This window comes from Paramagnetospirillum magneticum AMB-1, from assembly GCF_000009985.1.
In the GTDB taxonomy this organism is placed as follows: Bacteria; Pseudomonadota; Alphaproteobacteria; order Rhodospirillales; family Magnetospirillaceae; genus Phaeospirillum; species Phaeospirillum magneticum.
This window is the reverse complement of record NC_007626.1, coordinates 3,292,608-3,315,962: the sequence shown is the minus strand read 5'-3', so window position 1 is coordinate 3,315,962 and position 23,355 is coordinate 3,292,608. Positions and strand designations below refer to the sequence as shown.

The window sequence follows — 23,355 nt, the reverse complement described above, 5'->3', positions numbered from 1 at the left end:
CCAATTAAAAAGCAGCCCCCGTAAAACGTCCGTTGTGAAATCGCCCTTTGTCTTTCCGGCCAAAGGCGGTGACACTTGGGATCTTCGACTGGCAGGAGGGGGCTGATGCCCGAAGCGGCGAAATTGATCCGGTCCAGCGATGCCGATGCCATCGCCCGGGGACGTCATGGCGATCCCTTCGCCGTGCTGGGTCCCCATGCGGTCAAGGGCGGCACGGTGATCCGTACCTTCCAGCCCCAGGCCCGAACGGTCTTCGTGCTGGCCGCCGATGGCGAGACCGAGATGAGCCGGGCTCACCCCGACGGCCTGTTCGCTGTCAAGCTGAAGGGTTCGCCCGCCTACCGGCTGCGGGCGGTGCGCCATGACGGCGGGACCGAAGAACTGGACGACCCCTATCGCTTCCCCCCGGTGCTGGGCGATCTCGACGTCCACCTGCTGGCCGAGGGGACCCACCTGCGGACCTTCGAGAAGCTCGGCGCCCAGGTTCGGATTGTCGACGGGGTGGCCGGGGTCGACTTCGCCCTGTGGGCGCCCAATGCCTCCCGCGTTTCGGTGGTGGGCGACTTTAACGGCTGGGACGGGCGGCGCCATCCTATGCGCCTGCGCCATGAGGCGGGAATGTGGGAAATCTTCATTCCCGGCCTGGGGCAGGGGGCCGTCTACAAATATGAAATCGTCGCCTCCGACGGGCGGCTGCTGCCCCTGAAGGCCGACCCTTACGGCCATTTCGCCGAGGTGCCGCCCAAGACCGCCTCGGTGGTGTGGGAACTGGGCCGCCGCGACTGGGCCGATGCCGACTGGATGGCGGCGCAGAAGGCGCGCAATGACCGCCATGCCCCCATCAGCATCTATGAGGTGCATCTGGGGTCGTGGCGGCGCGTGCCGGAAGATTGCAACCGGCCGCTGTCCTATCTCGAAATGGCCGACCAGCTGGGCGATTACGTGGCCGACCTGGGCTTCACCCATGTGGAGTTCCTGCCCATTCACGAGCATCCCTTCGGCGGCTCGTGGGGCTATCAGCCGGTGGGGCTGTTCGCGCCCACCTCGCGCTACGGCACGCCGGACGAGTTCCGCACCCTGGTCGATCGCCTGCACCAAAAGGGCATCGGCGTGATCATCGACTGGGTGGCCGGGCATTTCCCCAACGATCCCCACGGCCTGCACCATTTCGACGGCACCCATCTCTACGAGCACGAGGACCCGCGCCTGGGCGTGCACAAGGACTGGAACACCCTGATCTACAATTACGGCCGCAGCGAAGTGGTGAACTATCTCTACGCCAACGCCCTGTACTGGCTGGAGCAGTATCACGTGGACGGCCTGCGCGTGGATGCGGTGGCGTCCATGCTGTACCTGGATTACTCGCGCGAGCCGGGCGAGTGGATTCCCAACCGCCACGGCGGTAACGAGAATCTGGAAGCCATCGACTTCCTGCGCCGCATGAACATGCTGGTCTATGCCGAGCATCCGGGCGCCATGACCATTGCCGAGGAATCCACCGCCTGGCCCATGGTCTCGCGGCCGGTGCATCTGGGCGGGCTGGGCTTCGGCTACAAGTGGAACATGGGGTGGATGCACGACACGCTGCGCTACTTCTCCAAGGACCCCATCCACCGCCGCTATCACCATGACAGCCTGACCTTCGCCCAGCTCTATGCCTATCACGAGAATTTCGTGCTGCCGCTGTCCCACGACGAGGTGGTGCACGGCAAGGGTTCGATCTTCGGCCGCATGCCGGGCGATCCCTGGCAGCGCTTTGCCAATCTGCGCGCCTATTACGGCTTCATGTGGACCCAGCCGGGCAAGAAGCTGCTGTTCATGGGCCAGGAATTCGCCCAGCAAAGCGAGTGGAACGAGGATGCCAGCCTGGACTGGCACCTGCTGGGCGACGGGCGCAACGAAGGCGTCATGCGCCTGATCCGCGACCTGAACCGCCTGTACCGCACCGAGCCAGCGCTGCACCAGTTGGACAATGAGCCGGCGGGCTTTGCCTGGATCGACTGCAACGACCGCGACAATTCGGTTCTGACCTGGCTGCGCAAGGGCTTCGATCCCGGCGACTTCCTGGTGGTGGCGGGCAATTACACTCCCATGGTGCGCGACTCCTATCGCATCGGCGTGCCCGAGCCTGGATGGTACCGCGAGCTGCTCAACACCGATTCCGAATGGTATGGCGGCGCCAACATCCATAACGGCGGCGGAGTTCACACCGAGGAGGTGCCCTGGCACGGCCACGGCTTCTCCATCTGCCTGCGGCTGCCGCCGTTGGCCACCTGCGTGTTCAAGCGGGAGCGGTAATGCGGTACAAGCGAAGGACAATTTCCGTTTGAGGCCCGCATGACCTCCCATCGCCGCATTCTTCCCGGCTCGGCCAATCCTCTTGGGGCGACCTGGGACGGCAATGGCGTGAACTTCGCCCTGTTCTCGGCCCATGCCGAGAAGGTGGAGCTGTGCCTGTTCGACCGGCGCGGCCTGCGCGAGGTGGAGCGCATCGCCCTGCCCGAATACACTGACGAGGTCTGGCACGGCTATCTGCCCGATTGCCGGCCGGGCCAGCTTTACGGCTATCGCGTCCACGGCCCCTACGACCCCAACGAGGGCCATCGCTTCAACGCCCACAAGCTGCTGCTCGATCCCTATGCCAAGGCTCATGCCGGCAGCTTCGAATGGTCGGACACCCATTTCGGCTTCAAGCCGGGCACGCCGAAGCTGGACCTGGTGGCCGACAAGCGCGACAACGCCCGCTTCATGCCCAAGTGCCGGGTGATCGATACCGCCTTCACCTGGGGTGATGACCGCCGCCCCAACGTGCCGTGGCCCGAGACCATCGTCTACGAGGCCCATGTGCGCGGCATGACCATGAAGCATCCCGGCGTGGTCAACGGCATGCGCGGCACCTTCCTGGGTCTGACCCAGCCCGGCGTGATCGACCACCTGCGGCGTCTGGGGGTGACCACGCTGCAATTGCTGCCCATCCACGCCATGATCGACGAGAAGCATCTGGCCGACCGGGGCATGCGCAATTACTGGGGCTACAATTCCATCGGCTTTTTCGCCCCCGATGCCCGCTATTATTCCGCCAGCCCGCACGGCGACTTCAAGACCATGGTGTCGCGGCTGCACGACGTGGGCATCGAGGTGATTCTGGACGTGGTCTACAACCACACCGCCGAGGGCAATCACCTGGGGCCGACGCTGTCCTATCGCGGCATCGACAATCTCAGCTATTACCGCCTGGGGCCGGACGGCAAGCGCTGGTACGAGAATTACTCGGGCTGCGGCAATACCTTGAACCTCGCCCATCCCCGCGTGCTGCAGATGGTGATGGATTCCTTGCGCTATTGGGCCGAGGAGATGCACGTGGACGGCTTCCGCTTCGATCTGGCGGCGTCGCTGGTGCGGGGCAAGGGCGGCTTCGACCATACCTCCGGCTTCCTCGACGCGGTGCGCCAGGACCCGGTGCTGTCCCGGCTGAAGCTGATCGCCGAGCCTTGGGACTTAGGGGGAGACGGCTATCGGGTCGGGCGCTTTCCCCCCGGCTGGTCCGAGTGGAACGGCCGCTACCGCGACACGGTGCGGCGCTTCTGGACGGGGGAGGGCGGGGTGATCGGCGATCTGGCCTCGCGCCTGACCGGATCAAGCGACATCTTCGGCTGGGGCGGGCGGCGGCCCTGGGCCAGCTTGAACTTCGTCACCTGCCACGACGGTTTCACCCTCAAGGACCTGGTGACCTACGAGCGCAAGCACAACGAGGCCAATCTCGAGGCCAACAAGGACGGCACCGACGCCAATTACGCCTGGAATTGCGGTCACGAGGGACCGTCGCCCTATCCCGAGATCACGGCGCTGAGGGCACGGCAGAGCCGCAATCTGCTGGCCACCCTGCTGCTGTCCCAGGGCATTCCCATGCTGCTGGCCGGCGACGAGATGGGGCGGTCGCAGAAGGGCAACAACAACGCCTATTGCCAGGACAATGAACTGGGCTGGGTCGCCTGGGATCAGGTGGACGAGGACCTGCTGGCCTTCGTGCAGGGCCTGATCGCGCTGCGCAAGGCCCATCCGGTGTTCCGCCGTCCCCGCTTTTTCGAGGGCAAGCGCCTGCCCAACTCGCCCCTGAAGGACATCGTCTGGGTGACGCCCGAGGGGCGCGAGATGGGCCATGCCGACTGGACCACGCCCTTCGCCCGCTCGCTGGGCTTCGTGCTGGGGGGCGAATCCTGCGCCGTGGACAACCTCACGGGGCACGAAGAGATGGACGACACCTTCCTGGTGCTGCTCAACGCCTATCACGAGGCGGTACCCTATGTGCTGCCGCCGCCCAGCCTGGGGCGGTCGTGGGAACTGGTGCTTGATACCAACGATCCCGCCGGCCGCCATGCGGGGACTCATTGGGCGGCGGGGATCACCTATCCGCTGGGGCAGCGTTCCCTGGCGGTTTTGCGCCGTTCGGGCGGTATGCGCGGATTGCGGCGAGATGAAATCGAGGGGAATGAGGAATGAGCGGAACCGACGCTCTGGACCGTTTGGCGCGGCTGGCGGGAATCGAGGACGGCTGGTGGGACTTCTTCGGCGAATGGCGCGTGGTGCCGCCTCAGACCAAGCGGGTCTTCCTGGCCGCCATGGGGCTGCCCGCCGACAGCGACGAGCAGGTCTGGGCCAGTCTCAAGGATCTGGAAAGCCGTCCTTGGCGCCGGACACTGGACCCGGTGCTGATGGCCGAAGAGCATTCGTCCCCGCCCTCCATCGCCGTCACCCTGCCGGCCGAGGCCGATGATTTCGAGCATTCCTGGGTGCTGGAAGAGGAACTGGGCATCCGCCACACCGGCACCTTCCGGCCCGGCGAATTGCGCTGGGGCGAGGAGTACCAGCTGGACGGACGGCTGATCCATCGCCGCTGGCTGGACCTGCCGGCGCTTCCGCCTTGCGGCTATCACCGCCTGACCCTGTCCGGCCCCAAGGGGGCGCTGGGCGAGATGGCGCTGATCGTCACCCCGCCGCGGGCCTTCGTGCCCGAGGTGGTGGAGCGCGATACCGGCGCCTGGGGCATCGCCACCCAGGTCTATTCCCTGCGCTCCGAGCGCGACTGGGGGGTGGGCACCTACGGCAATCTGGCCGAACTGGCCGAGGGCGCGGCCAGGATGGGGGCGGCCTGCGTCGGCATCAATCCGCTGCATGCCCTGTTCCCCGCCGATCCCGAGCGCTTCAGCCCCTATTCCCCCTCGTCGCGGCGCTTTCTCAACATCGCCTATATCGATATCGAGGCCATCCCCGAGTTCGCCGAATGCCTGGAGGCCAAGCGCATGTTCGCTTCGCCCGGCTATCAGGCCAATCTGGCGCGGCTGCGCGGCTATCCGCTGATCGACTATCCCGACGTCATGCGCCTGGCGCGGCCCATGCTGGAAGTGCTGTACCGCTGGTTCCGCCGGACCTGCATGGGCGAGGACAATCCGCGCGGCCAGGCCTTCCGCGCCTTCCAGATCGAGCAGGGCGTGTCGGGGCGGCGCTTCGCGGTGTTCGAGGCTCTGCACGACAGGTTCAGCCGCGACGGCACCCCCTATTGGCGACAGTGGCCGGCGGAGTTCCGCCGTCCCGAGTCTCCCGCCATCGCCGATTTTGCGGTCGAGCATGTGGAGCAGGTCGAGCTGTTCCAGTGGCTGCAGTTCATCGCCGACGAGCAGCTGGGTGAGGCGCAGAATCGGGCCAAGGCGGCGGGGGCCGCCATCGGCCTTTACCGCGACCTGGCGGTGGGCATTGCCGGCGACGGCGCCGAGGCCTGGGCCCAGCAGGATTCCCTGGCCCTGGGCGTCTCGGTGGGGGCGCCCCCCGATCCCCTGGCGCTCAAGGGGCAGGATTGGGGGCTGGTGCCGTTCAATCCCGTCACGCTGCGAGAGAATTTCTACGCCCCCTTCATCGAGGTGATGCAGGCCAATATGCGCCATGCCGGGGCGCTGCGCCTGGACCACGCCATGAGCCTGGCGCGGCTGTACTGGGTGCCGCCGGGCCAGCCCGCCGACCAGGGCGCCTATGTGCGCTATCCGGTCGAGGATCTGTTCCGGCTGGTGGCGCTGGAAAGCCAGCGCAATCGCTGTCTGGTGATCGGTGAGGATTTGGGCACCGTCCCCGACGGCTTCCGCGAGCGCATGGACCGGATGGGCATCTTCGCCTACCGGGTGATGGTGTTCGAAAAGACCAAGGATGGCGCCGTGCGCCCGCCGCGGGAGTTCGATGCCAAGGCCCTGGCCATCGCCGCCACCCACGACCTGCCGTCCCTGCGCGGCTGGTGGGCGGGCAAGGACATCGATCGCCGGGAAAAGCTCGATCTTTATCCCCGCGAGGGACAGGCGGCGGAAGAGCGGCAGGCCCGCGCCGCCGACCGCGTCGCCATGGTGGCGGCGCTGGCGGGCCAAGGCCTGCTGCCCGCCGATTTCCCGGCGAGTCCCGCGCTCACGGATGTCCAGGCTGTCGCCCTGTCGGCGGCCGTTCACGCCTATCTCGGCCGCTCCGCCTCCCGGCTGATGATGGTGCAGATGGAAGACGTCCTGGGCCAGGAACTCCAGATGAACCTGCCCGGCACCACCATCCAGCATCCCAATTGGCGCCTGCGCTACAAGGCCGAGTCGGCGGCCATTCTGGCCGACCGGCGCATGGTGGCGACGGCCGAGGCCTTGAGGGATGCCGGCCGTACGTAAAAATTCATATGGATCGGGTGCCCCCTGGGCGTGACCGCCCTTGCCCGCGCTGCTGTTTCATGGCGGAATGTCCACGGATGGAACAGGCGGGAAGACAGGTATGAAGAATGCAAAGCCTCCGGTCGTGAGATTGCTGGGCGACGATCTGGCCAGCATCAAGGAGGCTATCGGCAGCCACCTGCTCTATACGGTGGGCAAGGAACCGATCAACGCCACAGCGCGCGACTGGTTCATGGCCGCCGCCCATACGGTGCGCGACCGGGTCACCGAGCATTGGATGCCGACCCTGAACCGCTATTACCGCGAGGATTCCAAGCGGGTCTATTACCTGTCCATGGAGTTCCTGATCGGTCGCACCCTGGTTAACAGCCTGATCAATCTCGGGCTTTACGACACCGTGCGCCAGGCCATCACCGATCTGGGCCAGGATTTTGACGAAGTGGCCGCCTGGGAGGTGGAAGCCGCCCTGGGCAATGGCGGCCTGGGGCGCCTGGCCGCCTGCCTGCTGGATTCCATGGCCACCATCGGTGTGCCGGGCTTCGGCTACGGCATCCGCTACGATTACGGCATGTTCACCCAGCACGTGGACAACGGCTGGCAGGTGGAAAGCCCGGAAAACTGGCTGCGCTATGGCAATCCCTGGGAATTCCCCCGGCCGGGCGTGATCTTCCCCGTCCGCTTCGGCGGGCGCGTCATCCATTTCCGCGATGTTCTGGGCCACACCCGCTCGCAATGGGTGGATGCCGAGGAAGTGATGGCCATGGCCTTCGATGTGCCGGTCCCCGGCTATGGCGGCAAGGTGGTCAACAATCTGCGCCTGTGGTCGGCCAAGTCGACCCGCGAGTTCGACCTGAAATACTTCAACGCCGGCAATTACATCGAGGCCGTGCGCGACAAGAACGAATCCGAGACCCTGTCCAAGGTGCTCTATCCCTCGGACATGACCGACCGGGGCAAGGAACTGCGCTTCAAGCAGGAATATTTCTTCGTCGCCGCCTCCATCCAGGACATCCTGGCCCGCTTCCGAAAAAGCCATTCCGACTGGGCTCTGCTGCCCGACAAGGTGGCCATCCAGCTCAACGACACCCACCCCGCCTTGGTGGTGGCCGAGTTGATGCGGGTGCTGGTCGACGAGCACCAGATCGAGTGGAACAAGGCCTGGGATCTGGTGCGGGGCTGCTGCGCCTACACCAACCATACCCTGTTGCCGGAGGCGCTGGAGACCTGGTCCATCGACCTGTTCGAACGGGTGCTGCCCCGCCACCTGGAAATCGTCTTCGCCCTCAATCACGAATTCCTGCAAAGCGTCCGCTATCGCCATCCCGGCGATTCCGAACTGCTGCGCCGGGTGTCGCTGATCGCCGAGGGGCATGAGCGCCGGGTGCGCATGGGCCATCTGGCGGTGATCGGCAGCCACAAGGTCAACGGCGTCGCCGCCATCCATACCGGCTTGATGAAGAGCACCATCTTCTCGGATTTCGAGCACCTGAGCCCGGGCAAGATCACCAACAAGACCAACGGCGTGACCCCCCGGCGCTGGCTGCTGGCCGCCAATCCCACCCTGTCCGCCCTGATCACGTCGAAGATCGGCGACGGCTGGATCACCGATCTCGACAAGCTGCACAAGCTCGAGCCGCTGGCCGACGATCCCGCCTTCCGCAAGGCCTTCGCCGCCGTGAAGCGGGCCAACAAGGAACGCCTTGCCGCCATGCTGTCCCAGCGCCTGGGCGTCGAGGTGGAAGTGGAGTCCCTGTTCGACGTCCAGGTGAAGCGCATTCACGAATACAAGCGCCAGCTCCTGAACGTGTTGCACGTCATCACCCGCTATGGCCGCATCCGCTCCAACCCGCTGCTCAATCCGGTGCCGCGCACGGTGATCATCGGCGGCAAGGCGGCGCCCGGCTACCACATCGCCAAGCTGATCATCAAGCTGGTCAACGACGTGGCCGAGGTGATCAACAACGATCCGCTGGTCGGGGCCAAGCTGAAGCTGATCTTCGTGCCCAATTACAACGTCTCCACCGCCGAGCTGGTGATGCCGGCCGCCGATCTGTCCGAGCAGATCTCTACCGCCGGAACCGAGGCGTCGGGCACCGGCAACATGAAGATGAGCATGAACGGGGCGCTGACCATCGGCACCTGGGACGGCGCCAACGTGGAAATCTGCGAAGAGGTTGGCGAGGAAAACATGTTCCTGTTCGGCCTCTCGGCGCAGGATGTGGCGCGGCGCCGGGTCGACGGCTATGACGCCGTGGCGGCGGTGAAGGCCGATCCCGACCTGACCTGGGCGTTGGAAATGATCGGCAGCGGCTTCTTCTCGCCCGACCAGCCCGACCGCTTCCGTCCGTTGGTGGATATCCTGACAACGGGTGGCGACCACTATCTGCTGTCGGCCGACTTCCCGCTCTACATGGCCGCCCAGGAACGGGTGGACCAGACCTATCGCGATCCCGAGGAATGGACCCGTAAGGCCATCCTCAACGTGGCGCGCATGGGCAAGTTCTCGTCCGACCGCACGGTGGCCGAGTACGCCCGGGAGATCTGGGGGGCGCTGTAGCCGTCGCTTGGGGCTTTGGCGCCAGGCTGCGGAGCAACGTCACTGCGGGGGCTTTTGCCCCCGGCCCCCCAATCGGGAAGCGCGGCTTCCCGAACCCTTCAGCGTTTTAAAGAACTGGAGGTTCGGAGGCTGTGCCTCCGAACGGGTCAGGGCGGTCGCCCTGCCGCGCAAGCGGAGTATCTCCGCAGCCTGTCAAGCCTGACGCGGAGGGGCGATCAGCGGACGGTCCAGAAGGACGAGTGCTCGGTCTGTTGCTGGGTGGCGACCAGATCGCGGACCCGCTCCATGACCGCGGCATTGGCGGCCTGTCCCTCGGTGGAGGTAGGCTCGGCCGCCGCAATGGCGGTGGTGGCAGGCGCCGCCGGGGCGGCCCTGGCAACCGGAGGCGCGGGCCGGGCGGCCTGCGGCTTGGGAGCCTTGTCCTTGGGATAGGTGTAGTCCACGGATTTGAGCGGCGTGACGTCCAGCGAACTGGCCGGCTTGGCCCGGCTGAGGTTGTCCACCTCCAGGCGCCCCATCAGGGCGATCAGTTCGTAGGATGCCTGATACATGCTGTAATAAGCGCCGGTGTAGTTGATCCGGGCCTCGTTGATGCGGGTTTCCTCGTCCAGCACTTCGGTGACGGTGGCCTTGCCGGCATCACGCTTCTTCATGGTCGCCGCCCAGACTTCCTCGGCCAGGACGGCGGCATTTTCCAGCAGATCCAGACGCTGGCGCGCGGTCTGGATCTTGTGCCAGGCGGTGCGGGTCTGTTCGGCGGTCTTGCGGCTGGTGTGGTAGCGGTTATCCTTGCTGACGCCGTGATCCCAGGACGCCTGGGCCACGGAGGCGTCGGTCTTGAAGCCCGAGAACAATTCCCAACTGGCCACCAGCATCAGCGACCAGTCGCGGCGCACGCCGACGGTGGCATTCTTGCCGTGCTCGTAATCGGCCTTGCCCACCAGGTCGAGGGTGGGATAGTAGCCGGCCTCTGCGATATTGCGCTTTTCGCCCGACAGCACGATGGAGCTGCTGGCCGATTCCAGCGTGGGGTTGTCCTTCTCGGCCGCTTCCAGCGACTGATCCAGGGTCTCGGGGATCAGGTCCAGCGGCAGGGGCGGGTCGGACAAGGACGCCACGTCGGGGGCATGGCCGAACACCTGGGTGAAGCGGGCGACGGCGGCGTGGAACTCGCCCTCGTAATTGACCCGGCGCTCCTTGGCCAACTGCAGGCGCTGCTTGGCCTGCAAGACGTCGGAGGCGATGCCCGAACCCTTCTGGACGCGCTCGTCTTCCAGGTTCTGCTGTTCGGCGACCTTGCGCTCGTTCTCGCGCGACAGCGCCACCAGCTTGGTGGTGCGCATGACGTCGAGATAGGCGATGGCACCCTCGAGCAGAGTGGCCTGGCGTGTGGCGCGCAGATCGGATTCCGAGATACGCCGGGTGGACTTGGCCGACTCGACGGTCGAATCGGTGGCGAAACCGTCGAAAATCTTCTGGGTAACGGTCAGGCCGCTGGTATTGCGCTTGTCCATGAACGGCTTGCCCTGGGTGCCTCGCCGGTCGGGACTGTCGATATATTCATGGCCCTGGTCGCCGGACAGCTTCACCGTGGGCAGGTATCCGGCCCGGGCGACGCGGATGCCTTCATCGGCGGAGTTCACGCCCTTCATCTTGGCCTGAATCTGCGGGTTGGTTGCGACGAGCTCGCGCATCTCGTCTTCTAGGGTTCCGGCGACAACCGGCGTCCAGTACGCCGCCAGAACGGTGGTCGCCAAGGCCCAAAGTCTGAGCCTCCGGCTTCGAATGACGACGTTCCCCAATGTGTGCACGCGGCTGGCCCCCAATCTATGGCTCTGATATACACCGGAATGTCTAATTTGTGAATCGACTAAAGCGATTCAGCATGGCGATTTCGGGTGGGTGGCATGTCGGGCATGGATGTGGAGGACGAAAGGTTTCTGACGCGCCTCGCCGAGCGACTGCCCGGAGATGCGGAAGTCCTGGCGCGCCTTGCGGTTATGAGGGTGCGCCTTGGGGGACTGGACGGGGCGAAAGCCTGTGCCGAAAGGGCGGTGGAGCTGGCTCCTGGTCTGGCGGAGGCCCATGCAGCCCTCGGTCTGGTCCAGGGACGCTTGCGGAGGTTTTCCGAGGCACGGCTCAGTCTTGAGCACGCTGTACGGATCAACCCAAGGTTGGGAATGGCCTGGCTGCATCTGGGGGAGGTTCTGTCGACGTTCCCCGACCAGCTTCAGGCGGCGGCGGAGGCCTTGCGCAGGGCCGGCGGCCTCATGCCGCGCGACCATCGCCCCCTGAATGCCTTGGCCGGGGTGTTGATGGGCGGCAAGCGCTATGACGATGCCGTGCAGGCCTATCGTGCCGCCGCGGCGATGGCCACCGACCCCAATCTGGCCGATATGCTGAATAATATGGGCGTGGCGCTGGAGCGCCTGGAGCGCCGGGACGAGGCGGTGCCCATGATGCGCGCCGCCTCGCTGATTCGTCCGGATTCTCCGGCGATCCACGATAATCTCGGCAATGCCCTGCTGGGCACCGCACAGGCAGAGGAGGCGGAGACCTGCCACCGCCGGGCCTTGGCGCTGGGCGCCAAGGGTGGCGAGACCTGGAGCAATCTGGGCAATTCCCTACACCGGCAGGGACGGCTGGACGAGGCCGACGCGGCCTATCGCCGCGCCATCGAGATCAATCCCGAGGAACCCAAGTTCCACACCAATCTCGCCCTCAATCTGCTGCTTGCCGGGCGCATGGAGGAGGGATGGCGGGAATACGAGTGGCGGTGGCGCGGGCATCCCAATCTACCGCCTTATCTGGTCGACCGGGTGTGGACGGGCGAGCCCCTGCCCGCCGATCTGCCGGGCGGCGGCACCTTGCTGCTGCAGGCCGAGCAGGGCTATGGCGATACCTTGCAGTTCATCCGCTATGTGCCGCAGCTCAAGGCACGGGGCGTCAACCGGGTGATCCTGGCCTGCCAGCCGGAACTGATCCGGCTGATGGAAACCGCTCCGGGGCTGGACGCCGTCGTGGGGGAAGCCGGCCCCATGCCGCCCTTCGACAAGGCCGTTACCCTGCTGTCGTTGCCGGGATTGTTGGGGGGGCTGGCCGCGCCGGCGGCATTTCCCTATCTGTCGGTGCCCCAAGGCGTGCGGATGCCGCTGCCAGCGGCGCCGGCCGGAACCCTCAAGGTCGGCCTCGCCTGGGCCGGACGCCCTACCCACGGCGACGACTGGAACAGGTCCATTCCCGCCCGCATGCTGGCTCCCATCCTCGACGTGCCGGGAGTGACCTTCTATTCCCTGCAGCGCGGGGCGGTGGCGCCCCGGCTGGGGCGGCCTCCGGCCGACCGGCTGGTGGAGGCCGCCGACCTTTGCGCCGATTTCTGCGATACCGCCGCCATGCTCATGGGGCTGGATCTCATCATTTCCGTCGATACCGCCGTGGTGCATCTGGCGGGAGCCCTGGGCAAGCCGGTCTGGCTGCTGCTGCCGTCGGTGCCTGACTTCCGCTGGCGCCTGGAGGGGGAGGCCTCCGACTGGTATCCCGCCTTCCGCCTGTTCCGCCGCAAGGGCCAATCGGGCTGGGAGGCGCCCATCGCCCGTCTGGCCGAGGCCTTGCGGGCCAGGGTGGATCGACCGGCTTCCGCCTGATTTCTGCCGGGGCCATCGTCCGGCGGCGGCGTCCGACCGGGCATTTCAACGCTTCGAAGGCGAAACTTTTCCAAGTGTATCGAGCTGCGGCTTGTGTCTGGTGCGCCATCTGCGCCGGCAAGCGCGTAAAGTGCTTGCTGTATACAATCTCAGAATGCAATCTACAGAAATGCGTCCGTGACGTTGGTTGTGCTTGCATGTAAAGCACGCAAAACGTGTTGCGTGACTTCGGCGTGAGGATTGGATTGAGCACGATAGGAATGAGCCGGGTGCGCAGGCCCAAGGATCCTACGGAATTGTCCGCGGCGGAGTGGGTCCGTCAACAGCTGATCGACGATATCGTGGCCGGTCGGCTTCGTCCGGGCGAGAAGCTGTGCGAGGTGAAGATCGCGGCGCGGCTGGGCTGTTCCCGCACCCCGGTGCGCGAGGCGTTCCGGCACCTCGGGGCCTTGGGCCTGGCCAATTTCGAGAAGAATCGCGGCGGCAACGTGGTGCGGCTGGAACGCGCCCAGATGCTGGAGCTGTTCGAGGCACTGGCGGAAGTGGCGGCCTCCTGCGCCGGGCTTGCCGCCTCCCGCGGGGAGGCGCGGCGCCGAATTCTGGAGGAGCAGGGCCGCCTGGACCATATCGCCGTTCCGGCGGGCACCGGCGGCGAAGGCGATCTCTTTACCACCGTATTCGACATCTGCGGCAATCAGTTGCTGGCGGCGTCGGGCAGTGCGATCCGCTGCCGTCTGCTGCCCTATTGGCGGCTGCTGGGCTCGACCGCCGATGACTGGGCCTCGCACGGCGGCCTGGGCCAGGCCGCGGCGATCCGGGCCATTGCCGCCGGTGATGGAAGGGCGGCCCGGCGGGCCATGCGGACCTTCGTGCTGATGGCCCGCGATCACGCGGTGCGGGGGGTGCCCCCGTCCGCCTTGCCCTGAGCGCCGTTTCCAGACCATCGAGCGTCAAATATGACGCACGATGGTCCAGGTTCATGTTTGCCCCTCGCCGGGCGCAGCCTTCCGGCCGCTTGGCCGCGGCCTCAATGGCCGCTGAGCAACCTGCGTCAGATTTAACGCAGGTTGCTCTATTTGCGGGCGGCCTGGATTTCCTGTTCCAGGTCCTGGAAGGCCTTGGAGGCCCGCAGCTTGGATTCCAGCATCTTGTCCTGCTTCACCCGGTCCATGAGGATCCGATTGGCATTGCCCATAGGGTATTGCAGCAGGACATAGGCGCGGTAGATGGCGCCCTGGGGCACCAGCTTGGTCTCGGTGCGGGAATAGCCGGCCAGACTGGTCTCGGTGATCAGGTTCGAGGTGACCCGTTCGCTTTCGGTCAGGATCACCGGGTCCTCGCCCGTGCCGCTTTCCGAGATGAATTCCTTCAGCTTGGAAGACAGCGAGCCGCGCAGGGTGTCGGCCAGGCTGCGCTTGGCGCTGAGGGTCGCCTTGTCCATGGCCATCTGCATGTCGCCCGACGTGGCGGTGCCGGGGGCGTACAGGCTGTCGGAATCGGTGGGCGGCTGGGTGAACCAGCGCGGCGCGTCGTCCACCGAGGCCTGGACGCCGGCGACGCGGGCTTCCTGCTTCTTCTGCTCGGCGGCGGCGCGAGCGGCGGGGCTGCCCGGTTCCGGAGTGGCGCAGCCGGCCAGCAGGGCGGCGGCGATCAGGGCGATGGGAGCGAAACGGGTCGGCATGTGGGTCATCCCTTCTTCTCGAGCGCCGCCAGGGCGCCCTGGATGGTATCGATCTCGCGGGCAAGGTCGAGGCCCGGCCCGGAAAGGTCCTTCAGATCGGCAAGCGCCTTGCCCGCCTGTCCATAATGCCCGGTCCTGACATAGGCGAGCCCGGCGCCATAGAAGGCATCGGCCGCCGCTTTGCGGTCGCCCTGGCCCAGCAGGATGACCCCGGAATTGTAATAGGCGAAGCCGTTGGCGGGATTGGCGCGGATGGCCATGTCATAGGCCGCCAGCGCCCGCTCGCCGCGGCCCTGCAGGCTGTTGACGTAGCCCAGGCCGTTGAGAAAGGTGCCGTTGCCGCCCTCCAGCGCCACGGCGCGGATGATATGGGACTCGGCCCGGGCGGGTTCGCCCAGCTTGATGCGCATGCGGCCCACGGCGAAGTGGGCCGAAGCCAGGGAATCGTCGCGGGCCACCGCCTGTTCGGCGCGGGCCAATGCCCCGGCATAGTCGCCGGCCTCGGCCAGGGCGTCGGTGTAGCGCAGGAAGTCCTCGGGCCGGGCTCCCGGCGTCGCCACCAGGGCGTCCAGCAGGGGAACGCGCGCCATGTCGCCGAAGCGGCCCAGCTCCAGCGCCTGAATCAGCCGTGCCCGCCGCTCGTCGGGGGGCTGGGCGGCGGTCTCGTCCAGAAAAGCTTCCAGCCCGGCCTTCCGTGGCGCTTCGGGCGACAGCGGCTGGGCGCGCACCGGGGCGGGCGGCTCGGCCGGATCGTCGAGGGCGACGATGCCCGAATCGGGGATGGTCGAGACCAGTCGCCGGGCCAGGTCATCGGTGGCGCGCAGGACCTGCTCGTCATCCATGTTGCGGGCGGCCTCGAAGATGCCCATGGCCACGCCAATGGGCGAGACCGGCAGGCCGCCGGCATGCAGCGTCGCCACGTGCGAGCCCTCCCACAGGACATCGCCGGTGCCGGCCCGGACCATGCGCAATTGGGCGCCGACCGCCACCCGGGAATAGACCCCCAGGAATTGCCGGCCGCTTTCGGTGACTTGTCCGCTGATCAGCGCCTCGCACTTCAGGGCCCGGCCGATCTCGGCCCGGTCCTCCCGCTGGGCGGCGGTCAGGCGGTCCAGGATGAAATCCACCCGGGCGGGCTTCACGTCGCGGCGGCCCTGGGGCGCCAGATGGGCGTGGATGGCCCGGCGCACGGCCTCGATACGGGCCGGATCGACGGCGGCCTCGCCCTCGGGACCGGTCAGCGGCAGGACGGCGACGCAGGACGGCGGCCGGGCGGCCCAGGCTTCCGAGAGGTGGAAGGATACGGCGTTGAGGGCCAGGGGCGGCGCCTCCTCGGCGACTCCCCGGTCCACATAGACCGGGCTGGTGCAGGCGGCCAGCAGCAATGCCAAGGCTGTCATCCCGAGGTGAAGCCGAGGGATCTCAGTCTGGCATGGCGGTGCCGGTTCTGATCCGCCGGTCCAGGAGGAGATTCCTCCTCCCGCAGGTCGTCGGGATGACACGGCGCGGCGCTTCATTTCTCGGCCCTCAGGATGGAGTAGGCCTTGCGCACCATGCGGGACTCGCCGCGCGGCAGTTCCAGCAGGCGGGCCTTGAACTCATCCAGGCTGTAGCTGTCGCGGAACTCCACGGGGTTTCGGGTGGCTACCACCATCAGGTATTCGTCGACCATGCGCCGCTTGCCCTCCAGCGCCGGGGGGAAGTCGGCGCGCAGCACATAGCGCTTGCGCCCCATCTCCGAGGGAATGGTGGTCTGGCGGTCGATGTGGCTGAGACGGTCGTAAGGATTGGGCAGGATGCGCGACACCTGGGCCTCGCCCGTCTCGTAGGGCAGCCACTGGAACACCGCCACGCCCATGGGCTGGCTGGGGGAGAGGGTGATCTCCAGGGGCTCGCCCTGGCGATAAACCGCGCCATTGAGCCGGACCCCCAGGTCGAACGCCGGATCGGGACGGCCCGGCGGCACCACCACCTCGGCCTCCAGGTCCACCACGCATTTGCGGACGCCGTCCAGCACGGCCAAGGTTTCCACCCGGCGGTTGCGGATGGCGCGCACATCGCCGTCGACCATGCTCCAGACGGCGGAATTGTGGGTGCATTCAGCCTGATCGCCCTGTTCGGAACAGCGCATCAGCTCTTCCGACGACAGGCGTTCGCCGGTGATCCGGCGGACCGCGTCCTCCTTGGCCTTGTCCTCGGCCAGGCGGCAGGCTTCGGCCTCGGACTGTTCCGGCGGGAACAGGCGCTCGGCCCGCGCCGCCACCCAGTCGGCCTTGGCGGCGGCCGGGGCCAGGAGAAGAGCCAGAAGGATCGTCCAACGGATCATGGCCTTGCTCCTTCGCCTATTTGGGGGACGCGATCAGGACGACGCGGGGCAGCATGGACTGGTAAAGATCCTCCAGCGACATGTCGCCCGCCGCGGCCTTGCCGCCGCCCTTCCGCCCCAGAAAGCGCAGCAGGCGGCTGGACTTGATGGCGAAGTTGACGTCCTCGGCGCTGATGCCCGACCGGCTTTTGAGATCGGCGGTGTCCAGCTTGGCCACGGCGATGCCGATCAGCCGGCCGCTGCGGTCGAATACCGGCCCGCCGGAATTGCCCTGGTTCAGCTTGGTGGTCATCTGGAACGAGGCGGGATCGCCGTTCAGCCCGCCCATCTTGGAGACGATGCCCTCGGCCAGGGCCGGCTGCTCGTCGCCCAGCACGGTGATCAGGGGAAAGCCCATGACGATGGCGGCGCGGCCCGGCGCGCCGTCGCTGATGGCCGAGATGGGCATGGCATCGCCCTCGGGGAAGGGCTCGGACAGTTCCAGCAGCGCCAGGTCGTCCTCGGCCGAGACCTTGATCACCCGGGCACGGCGCACATGGCCGGTGCCGTTGCGGATGGCGGTGTCACGGGCGCCGTCGACCACATGGCGGTTGGTGATCACCTGTCGTCCGCCTTCCAGCACGATGCCGCTGCCGAACAGGACGGGCGTGCCGGGCTTGAAGGGCAGGGGCTCGGGATTGGCCAGGGCCTGGAAGCTGCGCGGCCGGGACGGAGGCGGGGCCGGGGGAGGGGGCGGCGGCGGGGGCTGCAGCGACTTGACCTCGGGAATGGGGGCGACGGCGGGCGGCGGAGGCTCGGGCGCAGGCGTTGGCGGCGAAGCCTCGGCGGGCCGCGCCTCGGGGGCCACATTCTGCCGCCACTGGAGGATGGCGGCGGCGCGGCCGTCGCGTCCCCGCTGCCGGAACAGCTCGGCCGCCCGGTCGCGGGCTTTCAGCGCCTCGGCCTTGCGTCCCATCTCCCACAAGAGGAGGCCCAGAACGTCCGAGGCTTCGGCCGAATCCGGGTGGCGGCGAAGGAACTGCCCCAGACGCTCGGCCGCCGTGGCGGGGGAGAAGGCGCGCGCCTGATAGCGGGCCAGCATCACCGCCACCTCTTCGCTATCGGGGCGCTGGCGGGACAGGTTTTCCAGCCGGAGAGTAGCGTCCGCCGCCCGGCCCAGACGCTGGTCGATACGGGCCAGCACCAGATGGGCCTGGAGTTGATCCGGGTCGGTCTTGAGGACGCTTTCGGCGTGGCGGCGCGCCTGGGCCAAGTGTCCCAGGGCCATTTTGGCTTCCGCCAGACCCAGGGTGGATTCGGCTTCGGACTCCAGCGAGGTGGTCAGCGCCTGCTCGAAAAACTCGGCGGCCTTGCCCGCCTTGCCCAGGCCGAGATAGATGCGGCCCAGCGCCCGGTCGATCTCGGCCGCCTGGGCAGCGGATTGCGGGTCCAGGCCGCGCAGGACGGCGATGGCGGCCTGATATTGCTCGGCGTCGATCAGGGCCATGGCCTGATCCATGGCCTGAGCCCCCGCCGCCGGGGCGGCCTGGGCGCAGGTCGGCGCCACGGTCGGGAAACCGAGGAATAATATCCAGGCAATGATCCGAAGTCCCCGCATAGCCCCCTCCGCTCATTCCGGCAGGATTGTACTCCGATTCCCGGTCCGGCCAAGATCGCCAGACCCCGGCGGGCCGGCATCCATGGGACGGATGAGGATCAGACGGACCGGCGGCGTTTTTTTTGAACCGGTGCGCAAAAAAAGCGGCGCCCGTTCGGGGCGCCGCTCTGGCTTGGCCGTGATGGCCGGTCGGTGTTCAGGCCGCCTTGATGGCGGCCAGGAATTCGGACACCTCGGTGGCCAATTGCTCCGACTGCTGCGACAGTTCGTCGGCGGTGCCCAGCAACTGATGGGCGGCGCTGCCGGTGGTGGCGGCCCCCTGGTTGACCAGGGTGATGGAGGAGGTGACCTCGCGGGTTCCGCTGGACGCCTCCTGGACGTTGCGGGCGATCTCCGCCGTGGCGGCGGTCTGCTCCTCCACCGCCGAGGCGATGGCCGAGGCGCTTTCCGAGATGCTGGAAATGGTGTGGCCGATGCCGCCGATGGCGCTGACCGCGTCGCGGGTCACGGCCTGGACCGAATTGATCTGGACGACGATGTCCTCCGTCGCCCTCGCCGTCTGGGTGGCCAGATGCTTGACCTCGTTGGCGACCACGGCGAAGCCCTTTCCGGCATCGCCGGCGCGGGCCGCCTCGATGGTGGCATTCAAGGCCAGAAGATTGGTCTGGGCGGCGATGTCGTTGATCAGCGTCACCACCTGTCCGATGCGGTTGGTCGCTTCGGACAGGGACAGCACGATGCTGTTGACCCGCTCGGCCTCCTCGGAGGCGCGGTGCGAGATTTCGCTGGAATTGGCGACCTGACGGGCGATCTCGTGCTCGGAGGCGGCCAATTGCTCGGCGGCGGCGGCCACGGTTTCCACGTTGACCGAGGCTTGTTCGGCCGCGGCGGCCACCACGGTGGACTGGCGCGACGTGTCCTCGGCCACCGAAGTCATGGATTGAGCCGAATCGCGCAGGTGATGCGCGGATTCGGTCACGCCGTTCAGCACCGCGAACACACTGCTGTTGAAATCGGTGGTCAGGCGCTCGATGGCCTCCTGGCGCCGGTTGCGGGCCGCCTGCTCGGCCGCCTGGGCCGCTTCGAGGCGATGGCGGGCCTGGCCGTTTTCCTTGAAGATTTCCAACGCCCGGATCATCTCGCCGATCTCGTCCCGACGCTCGGTATGGCGAATCGCCACGTCGAGATTGCCGTCGGCCAGATCGCGCATGGCCAGGATGCTGCGCTTGAGCGGCGTGGCCAGGTTACGCTTGGCGATGGTCCAGCTGACCAGGATGCTCAGGGCGCCCACCAGGACCGTGACCCCCACCATCAATTGCAGCGTCCGCTCGGCGGCGACCAGGAAATCGGCCTTCTTGATTCCCACATAGAGCACGCCGATGACATTGCCGGCCCCGTCGAGAATGGGGTCGTAGGCGGTCATGTAGGGCTCGCCCAGGATTTCTACTTCGCCGCGAAAGGATGTCTTTCGGCCAAAGACCGCCTCATAGGCGGCGGTCTTGGCCAGTTGTGTGCCCACGGCCCGGCTGCCGTCGGGCTTGATGACATTGGTGGTGACGCGGGTGTCGCCCATGAAGACCGTGGCGGAGCCCCCCACCAGCGCCTTGATCTTGTCCACCACGTCGAAATTGCCGTTCAGCACATGATCACCGGCCAGAATCTTGCCATCGGCCACGGAGAAGGCCGTTCCCTTGGACTTCAGGACGTCCCAGGCCACTTTCATGTTGGTCTCGACCCGCTCGCGCGCCGCGTCGGCGGCGCTGGCATGCAGCAGTGACCGGCTGAGCAGGGTCACGCTCAACCCCAGCAAAAGGACTCCCGACACGGCGAGAGCCATGATCTTCGGAACGATTCCCATGGTGGCGATACGGTGGCCAAGCATGGCGATTCCTCGTTTGGTTGTCTGCAATAATACCTACGGATAGCATGGCGTTGCGGCGCGGCGCCAGCCCGCGAAATGCTAGGCAGTGTTGCAAAAAGTGACTTCCAATAGAAAAAGGCCCGCAGATATGTGCGGGCCTTGATCTTGCCGCGGGGGGGCGGCGGGGGCTATTCGGCGGCTTCCGGCTTGGCGTTGCTATGGCTGTGCTCAGGCTGCGCCGGGCCGTCCGACGGCATAACGCTGATCAGCGAGGCCACCAGGGCCGCCAGGAAGGGCATGGCCTGGACCACCAGGGTCAGCGACCAGATCCGCACGTCGGGGTCGGTGAAGTTGTTGCGCGGGATCAGCACGGCGATGGCGGCGACGTAGTGCAGCAGCGCCAGGGTGGCCTCTTCCGACGCCATCAGGAAGCCCTGGGTGAAGGCCGCCTTGTTGGCCATCTTGGGGGTGCGCATGAAGGGCGTCGACTTGGTGAAGATGCCCTGCCACATGGCCCAGGCGATGGAATAGGTCAGCCCCATGCCGGCGATGGCCGCCAGCGACCGGCGCTTCAGCCCGCAATTCACCCGCGTGGTGTAGAGGAAGAAGTGGTGGAAGATCTTCGCCACGAACACGCCCACGGTGGGCAGGGTGAAGAAGGGCAGCGGCGTGCTGAAATAGCGCGGCGCCACGATCATGCCCAGCGACCAGGCCAGCGCCGCCACGCAGAACAGCAGGTAGAAGGCGTCGGCGAACCAGGGCAGCCAGCCGGCGACGAAATGGTACTTCTGGCCGGTGGTCAGTCCGGTCTGCTTGAAGGGGATCAGCGAGCGCCAATGGGCCTTGAGAATCTGCACCGCGCCATAGGCCCAGCGGAAACGCTGCTTCTTGTAGGCCATGAAGGAATCGGGGACCAGGCCATGGCCCAGGCGGTCCTGGACATAGACCGACTGATAGCCGGCCTTCATCATGCGCAGGCCCAGCTCGGCATCCTCGACGATGCACCACTCGCCCCAGCGGCCGGCGTCTTCCAGCGTCTTCTTGCGCACCAGGGTCATGGTGCCGTGCTGGATGATGGCGTCGGCCTCGTTGCGGAACACCATGCCGATGTCAAAGAACCCGGCATATTCCCAGTTGATCATTTCCTTGAACAGGTCGTGTTCCCATTCGCGGTGATCCTGGGGCGCCTGGACATGGCCCACCTTGGGATTCTCGAAATAGGGGACCAGGCCTTTCAGCCAGTTCTTGTCCACCATGTAGTCGGAATCCACCACGCCGATAATCTCGGCTTCGGGGTCGGTGACGGTGAGGCCGAAGTTCAGCGCGCCGGCCTTGGCGCCGGGCCAGGGCGCCAGGTGAAAAAACTTCACCTTGTCGCCCAGGGTCTTGCAGTACTCCTCGACCGGCCGCCAGACCTCCTCCTTCTTGGTGTTGTTGTCCAACACGATGATTTCGAAGTTGGGGTAGTCCAGCGCCATCAGGCTGTCCAGGGTCAGCTTCACCATGGCCGGCGGCTCGTTGTAGCACGGCAGGTGGATGGAGACCTTGGGGAAGCGCTTGCACTGGTCGGGCGGCAGGGCGGTGAAGCGCCGCTTGAACTTGCTGGCCCAGGTCAGTTCGGTCACCTCGATGCCGGCGATCAGCACCACGATCAGCAGCAATAGCTGGGCGGGCAGCATCAGCCCCAGCATCAGCCCGGTGCCCGGCGACACGTCGCGGATGACGGGGGTGGACATGGTCCAGATCAGCAGCGTCGACGCGAACTGCACCAGGAGGGCGAAGAAGATCTTGCCCGGCAGGCGCAGCGTCTTCCACTTGCCCAGGAACCACACCACGGGCAGCAGGGCGATCAGGGTGGCGGTGATGGCCTGGGTGGGCCATTCCTCGAATTCCAGCACGGGGCCGATCCAGCTGAACTTGGGCTGGCGCTCCACGGTGTAGATGCCCCAATGCTTTTCCGACGCGGTGTTGTCCAGGTTCACTTTCCACGGCTGGTCGAAGGCTTCGACGATGTTGTAGTCGAGCTTCTCCTCGTGGGCCCAATTGACGAAATTGCGCAGGAACATGGCCTGGTTGACCAGCGACGGCTCGGAGACGCCGTAATTGCGCCCCGCCGACGGCCAGCCCACTTCGCCGATGAAGATGGGCTTGTCGGGATAGGCGGCCTTGACGTCGCGGACCATGCGCTTGGTGAAGTCCAGCGCGTTGTCGATGTGGACGCCGCCCGGCTCCCAGAACGGCAGGGTGTGGATGGTGATGAAATCCACTTCGCGGGTCAGTTCGGGATAGTCCAGCCAGATGGCCCAGGCCTCGGCGGTGCTGATCTTGACCCGGTCGGGCAGCGCGGCGCGCACCCGGCGCAGATAGCGGATCATCTGCTCGGGCGACAGGCGGTGCAGCGTCAGGTTTTCGTTGCCGATGATCACCCGGTCCACGTTGGGATTGTCGCGGGCGATGCGGATGATGTTGGCGATCTCCACCTCGTTGCGGCCCAGGCGCTCATCCAGCCAGGCGCCGGGCAGGGCCTTCAGGCCGTACTTGGCGGCCAGCTCGGGGACCTGGTCCAGGCCCTCCAGGGTGGAATAGGTGCGGACCTGATGGACCTTGCCGGCCAGCATGGCCAGATCCTCGTCCATCTCGGCCCGGGTCGGCAGCAGCCACTCGTCCATATAGGGCAGCTTGCGCACGATGGTAGGATCGTCATCGGCGCGGCCCGCACTGAACGAAACGCTGTTAAGGGTGCCGGACCAGGGCAGGGCGGCGTTTTGCGGGCGGTTCATCACCGCCCAGAAACCGAGATTGCCCAGAACGATCAGAAGCAGAACCACGAAGCCGGAAAGACGCATGATGCGCGAGATACCCGTATCGAGTTGCAGGGGCGTCGGCTGGACCGGGCCTTGCCCACTCCACGGCGCACTCTTTCACCCACGAGGGGGCGGCAGGAGTGAGCGGACGAGGTGGAGCGGTGGCGGCGGAAAGCCGTCGGAATCCCTTGGAATA

13 protein-coding genes are annotated in these 23,355 nt (G+C 66.5%); 6 read left to right on the top strand and 7 right to left on the bottom strand.

Features of this window, described 5'->3' with window-relative positions; translation table 11 throughout:
- The first annotated feature begins 105 nt into the window (after nucleotides 1-105).
- The 4 genes from glgB (at nucleotide 106) to AMB_RS15415 (ending at nucleotide 9,246) form a co-directional block, all read left to right on the top strand.
- Entirely contained in the window at nucleotides 106-2,298 is a 2,193-nt protein-coding gene (gene glgB / locus AMB_RS15430) for a 1,4-alpha-glucan branching protein GlgB (RefSeq protein WP_050750734.1), read from the top strand.
- Between the two features lie 39 nt (nucleotides 2,299-2,337).
- Nucleotides 2,338-4,500, top strand: a complete 2,163-nt coding sequence (gene glgX / locus AMB_RS15425) for a glycogen debranching protein GlgX (protein ID WP_011385440.1) — start codon at nucleotides 2,338-2,340, stop codon at nucleotides 4,498-4,500.
- Nucleotides 4,497-6,689: a 4-alpha-glucanotransferase gene (malQ, locus tag AMB_RS15420; protein ID WP_011385439.1), complete on the top strand. Its 2,193-nt coding sequence runs from the start codon at nucleotides 4,497-4,499 to the stop codon at nucleotides 6,687-6,689. Before glgX ends, malQ begins: the two co-directional genes overlap by 4 nt.
- Nucleotides 6,690-6,789: 100 nt before the next feature.
- On the top strand, nucleotides 6,790-9,246 hold the full coding sequence (locus AMB_RS15415; protein ID WP_011385438.1) for a glycogen/starch/alpha-glucan phosphorylase: 2,457 nt from the start codon (nucleotides 6,790-6,792) through the stop codon (nucleotides 9,244-9,246).
- Nucleotides 9,247-9,461: 215 nt separating this feature from the next.
- Here AMB_RS15415 and AMB_RS15410 read toward each other — a convergent pair whose 3' ends face one another.
- Nucleotides 9,462-11,057: a TolC family outer membrane protein gene (locus AMB_RS15410; RefSeq protein ID WP_011385437.1), complete on the bottom strand. Its 1,596-nt coding sequence runs from the start codon at nucleotides 11,055-11,057 to the stop codon at nucleotides 9,462-9,464.
- A gap of 369 nt (nucleotides 11,058-11,426) precedes the next feature.
- Between AMB_RS15410 and AMB_RS15405 the strand changes: the two genes are divergently transcribed.
- A complete protein-coding gene (locus AMB_RS15405; RefSeq protein WP_407636031.1) occupies nucleotides 11,427-12,890 on the top strand; it encodes a tetratricopeptide repeat protein in 1,464 nt (487 codons plus the stop codon).
- Between the two features lie 260 nt (nucleotides 12,891-13,150).
- A complete protein-coding gene (locus AMB_RS15400) occupies nucleotides 13,151-13,816 on the top strand; it encodes a GntR family transcriptional regulator (RefSeq protein WP_043744738.1) in 666 nt (221 codons plus the stop codon).
- A 146-nt stretch (nucleotides 13,817-13,962) separates the two neighbouring features.
- On the opposite strand, the gene AMB_RS15395 is transcribed toward AMB_RS15400, so the two are convergent.
- The 6 genes from AMB_RS15395 to AMB_RS15370 form a co-directional block, all read right to left on the bottom strand.
- Nucleotides 13,963-14,571 carry a hypothetical protein gene (locus AMB_RS15395; RefSeq protein ID WP_231848857.1) on the bottom strand — a complete coding sequence of 203 codons (609 nt, stop codon included), beginning with the start codon at nucleotides 14,569-14,571 and terminating at the stop codon, nucleotides 13,963-13,965.
- 5 nt (nucleotides 14,572-14,576) lie between these two features.
- Complete coding sequence (locus AMB_RS15390; protein ID WP_043744735.1) at nucleotides 14,577-15,971, bottom strand: tetratricopeptide repeat protein; 1,395 nt, start codon at nucleotides 15,969-15,971, stop codon at nucleotides 14,577-14,579.
- A 113-nt stretch (nucleotides 15,972-16,084) separates the two neighbouring features.
- Nucleotides 16,085-16,897 carry a DUF4384 domain-containing protein gene (locus AMB_RS15385; protein WP_011385432.1) on the bottom strand — a complete coding sequence of 271 codons (813 nt, stop codon included), beginning with the start codon at nucleotides 16,895-16,897 and terminating at the stop codon, nucleotides 16,085-16,087.
- 16 nt (nucleotides 16,898-16,913) lie between these two features.
- The gene (locus tag AMB_RS15380; RefSeq protein ID WP_011385431.1) at nucleotides 16,914-18,494 is read right to left on the bottom strand and encodes a S1 family peptidase; all 1,581 of its coding nucleotides are present in this window, start codon (nucleotides 18,492-18,494) and stop codon (nucleotides 16,914-16,916) included.
- Between the two features lie 196 nt (nucleotides 18,495-18,690).
- Nucleotides 18,691-20,376, bottom strand: a complete 1,686-nt coding sequence (locus tag AMB_RS15375; protein ID WP_043744732.1) for a methyl-accepting chemotaxis protein — start codon at nucleotides 20,374-20,376, stop codon at nucleotides 18,691-18,693.
- Nucleotides 20,377-20,543: 167 nt separating this feature from the next.
- Complete coding sequence (locus AMB_RS15370) at nucleotides 20,544-23,201, bottom strand: glycosyltransferase (RefSeq protein WP_011385429.1); 2,658 nt, start codon at nucleotides 23,199-23,201, stop codon at nucleotides 20,544-20,546.
- Between the last annotated feature and the right edge of the window lie 154 nt (nucleotides 23,202-23,355).

Excerpts from the sequence above, each read along its gene's own strand:
- AMB_RS15395 (WP_231848857.1), bottom strand. The coding sequence starts at position 14,571 with ATGCCGACCCGTTTCGCTCCCATCGCCCTGATCGCCGCCGCCCTGCTG.
- glgX (WP_011385440.1), top strand. The coding sequence starts at position 2,338 with ATGACCTCCCATCGCCGCATTCTTCCCGGCTCGGCCAATCCTCTTGGG.
- AMB_RS15370 (WP_011385429.1), bottom strand. The coding sequence starts at position 23,201 with ATGCGTCTTTCCGGCTTCGTGGTTCTGCTTCTGATCGTTCTGGGCAAT.
- AMB_RS15380 (WP_011385431.1), bottom strand. The coding sequence starts at position 18,494 with ATGCGGGGACTTCGGATCATTGCCTGGATATTATTCCTCGGTTTCCCG.
- AMB_RS15390 (WP_043744735.1), bottom strand. The coding sequence starts at position 15,971 with ATGACAGCCTTGGCATTGCTGCTGGCCGCCTGCACCAGCCCGGTCTAT.
- glgB (WP_050750734.1), top strand. The coding sequence starts at position 106 with ATGCCCGAAGCGGCGAAATTGATCCGGTCCAGCGATGCCGATGCCATC.
- AMB_RS15375 (WP_043744732.1), bottom strand. The coding sequence starts at position 20,376 with ATGCTTGGCCACCGTATCGCCACCATGGGAATCGTTCCGAAGATCATG.
- AMB_RS15405 (WP_407636031.1), top strand. The coding sequence starts at position 11,427 with ATGGCCTGGCTGCATCTGGGGGAGGTTCTGTCGACGTTCCCCGACCAG.
- AMB_RS15415 (WP_011385438.1), top strand. The coding sequence starts at position 6,790 with ATGAAGAATGCAAAGCCTCCGGTCGTGAGATTGCTGGGCGACGATCTG.
- AMB_RS15400 (WP_043744738.1), top strand. The coding sequence starts at position 13,151 with ATGAGCCGGGTGCGCAGGCCCAAGGATCCTACGGAATTGTCCGCGGCG.
- malQ (WP_011385439.1), top strand. The coding sequence starts at position 4,497 with ATGAGCGGAACCGACGCTCTGGACCGTTTGGCGCGGCTGGCGGGAATC.
- AMB_RS15385 (WP_011385432.1), bottom strand. The coding sequence starts at position 16,897 with ATGATCCGTTGGACGATCCTTCTGGCTCTTCTCCTGGCCCCGGCCGCC.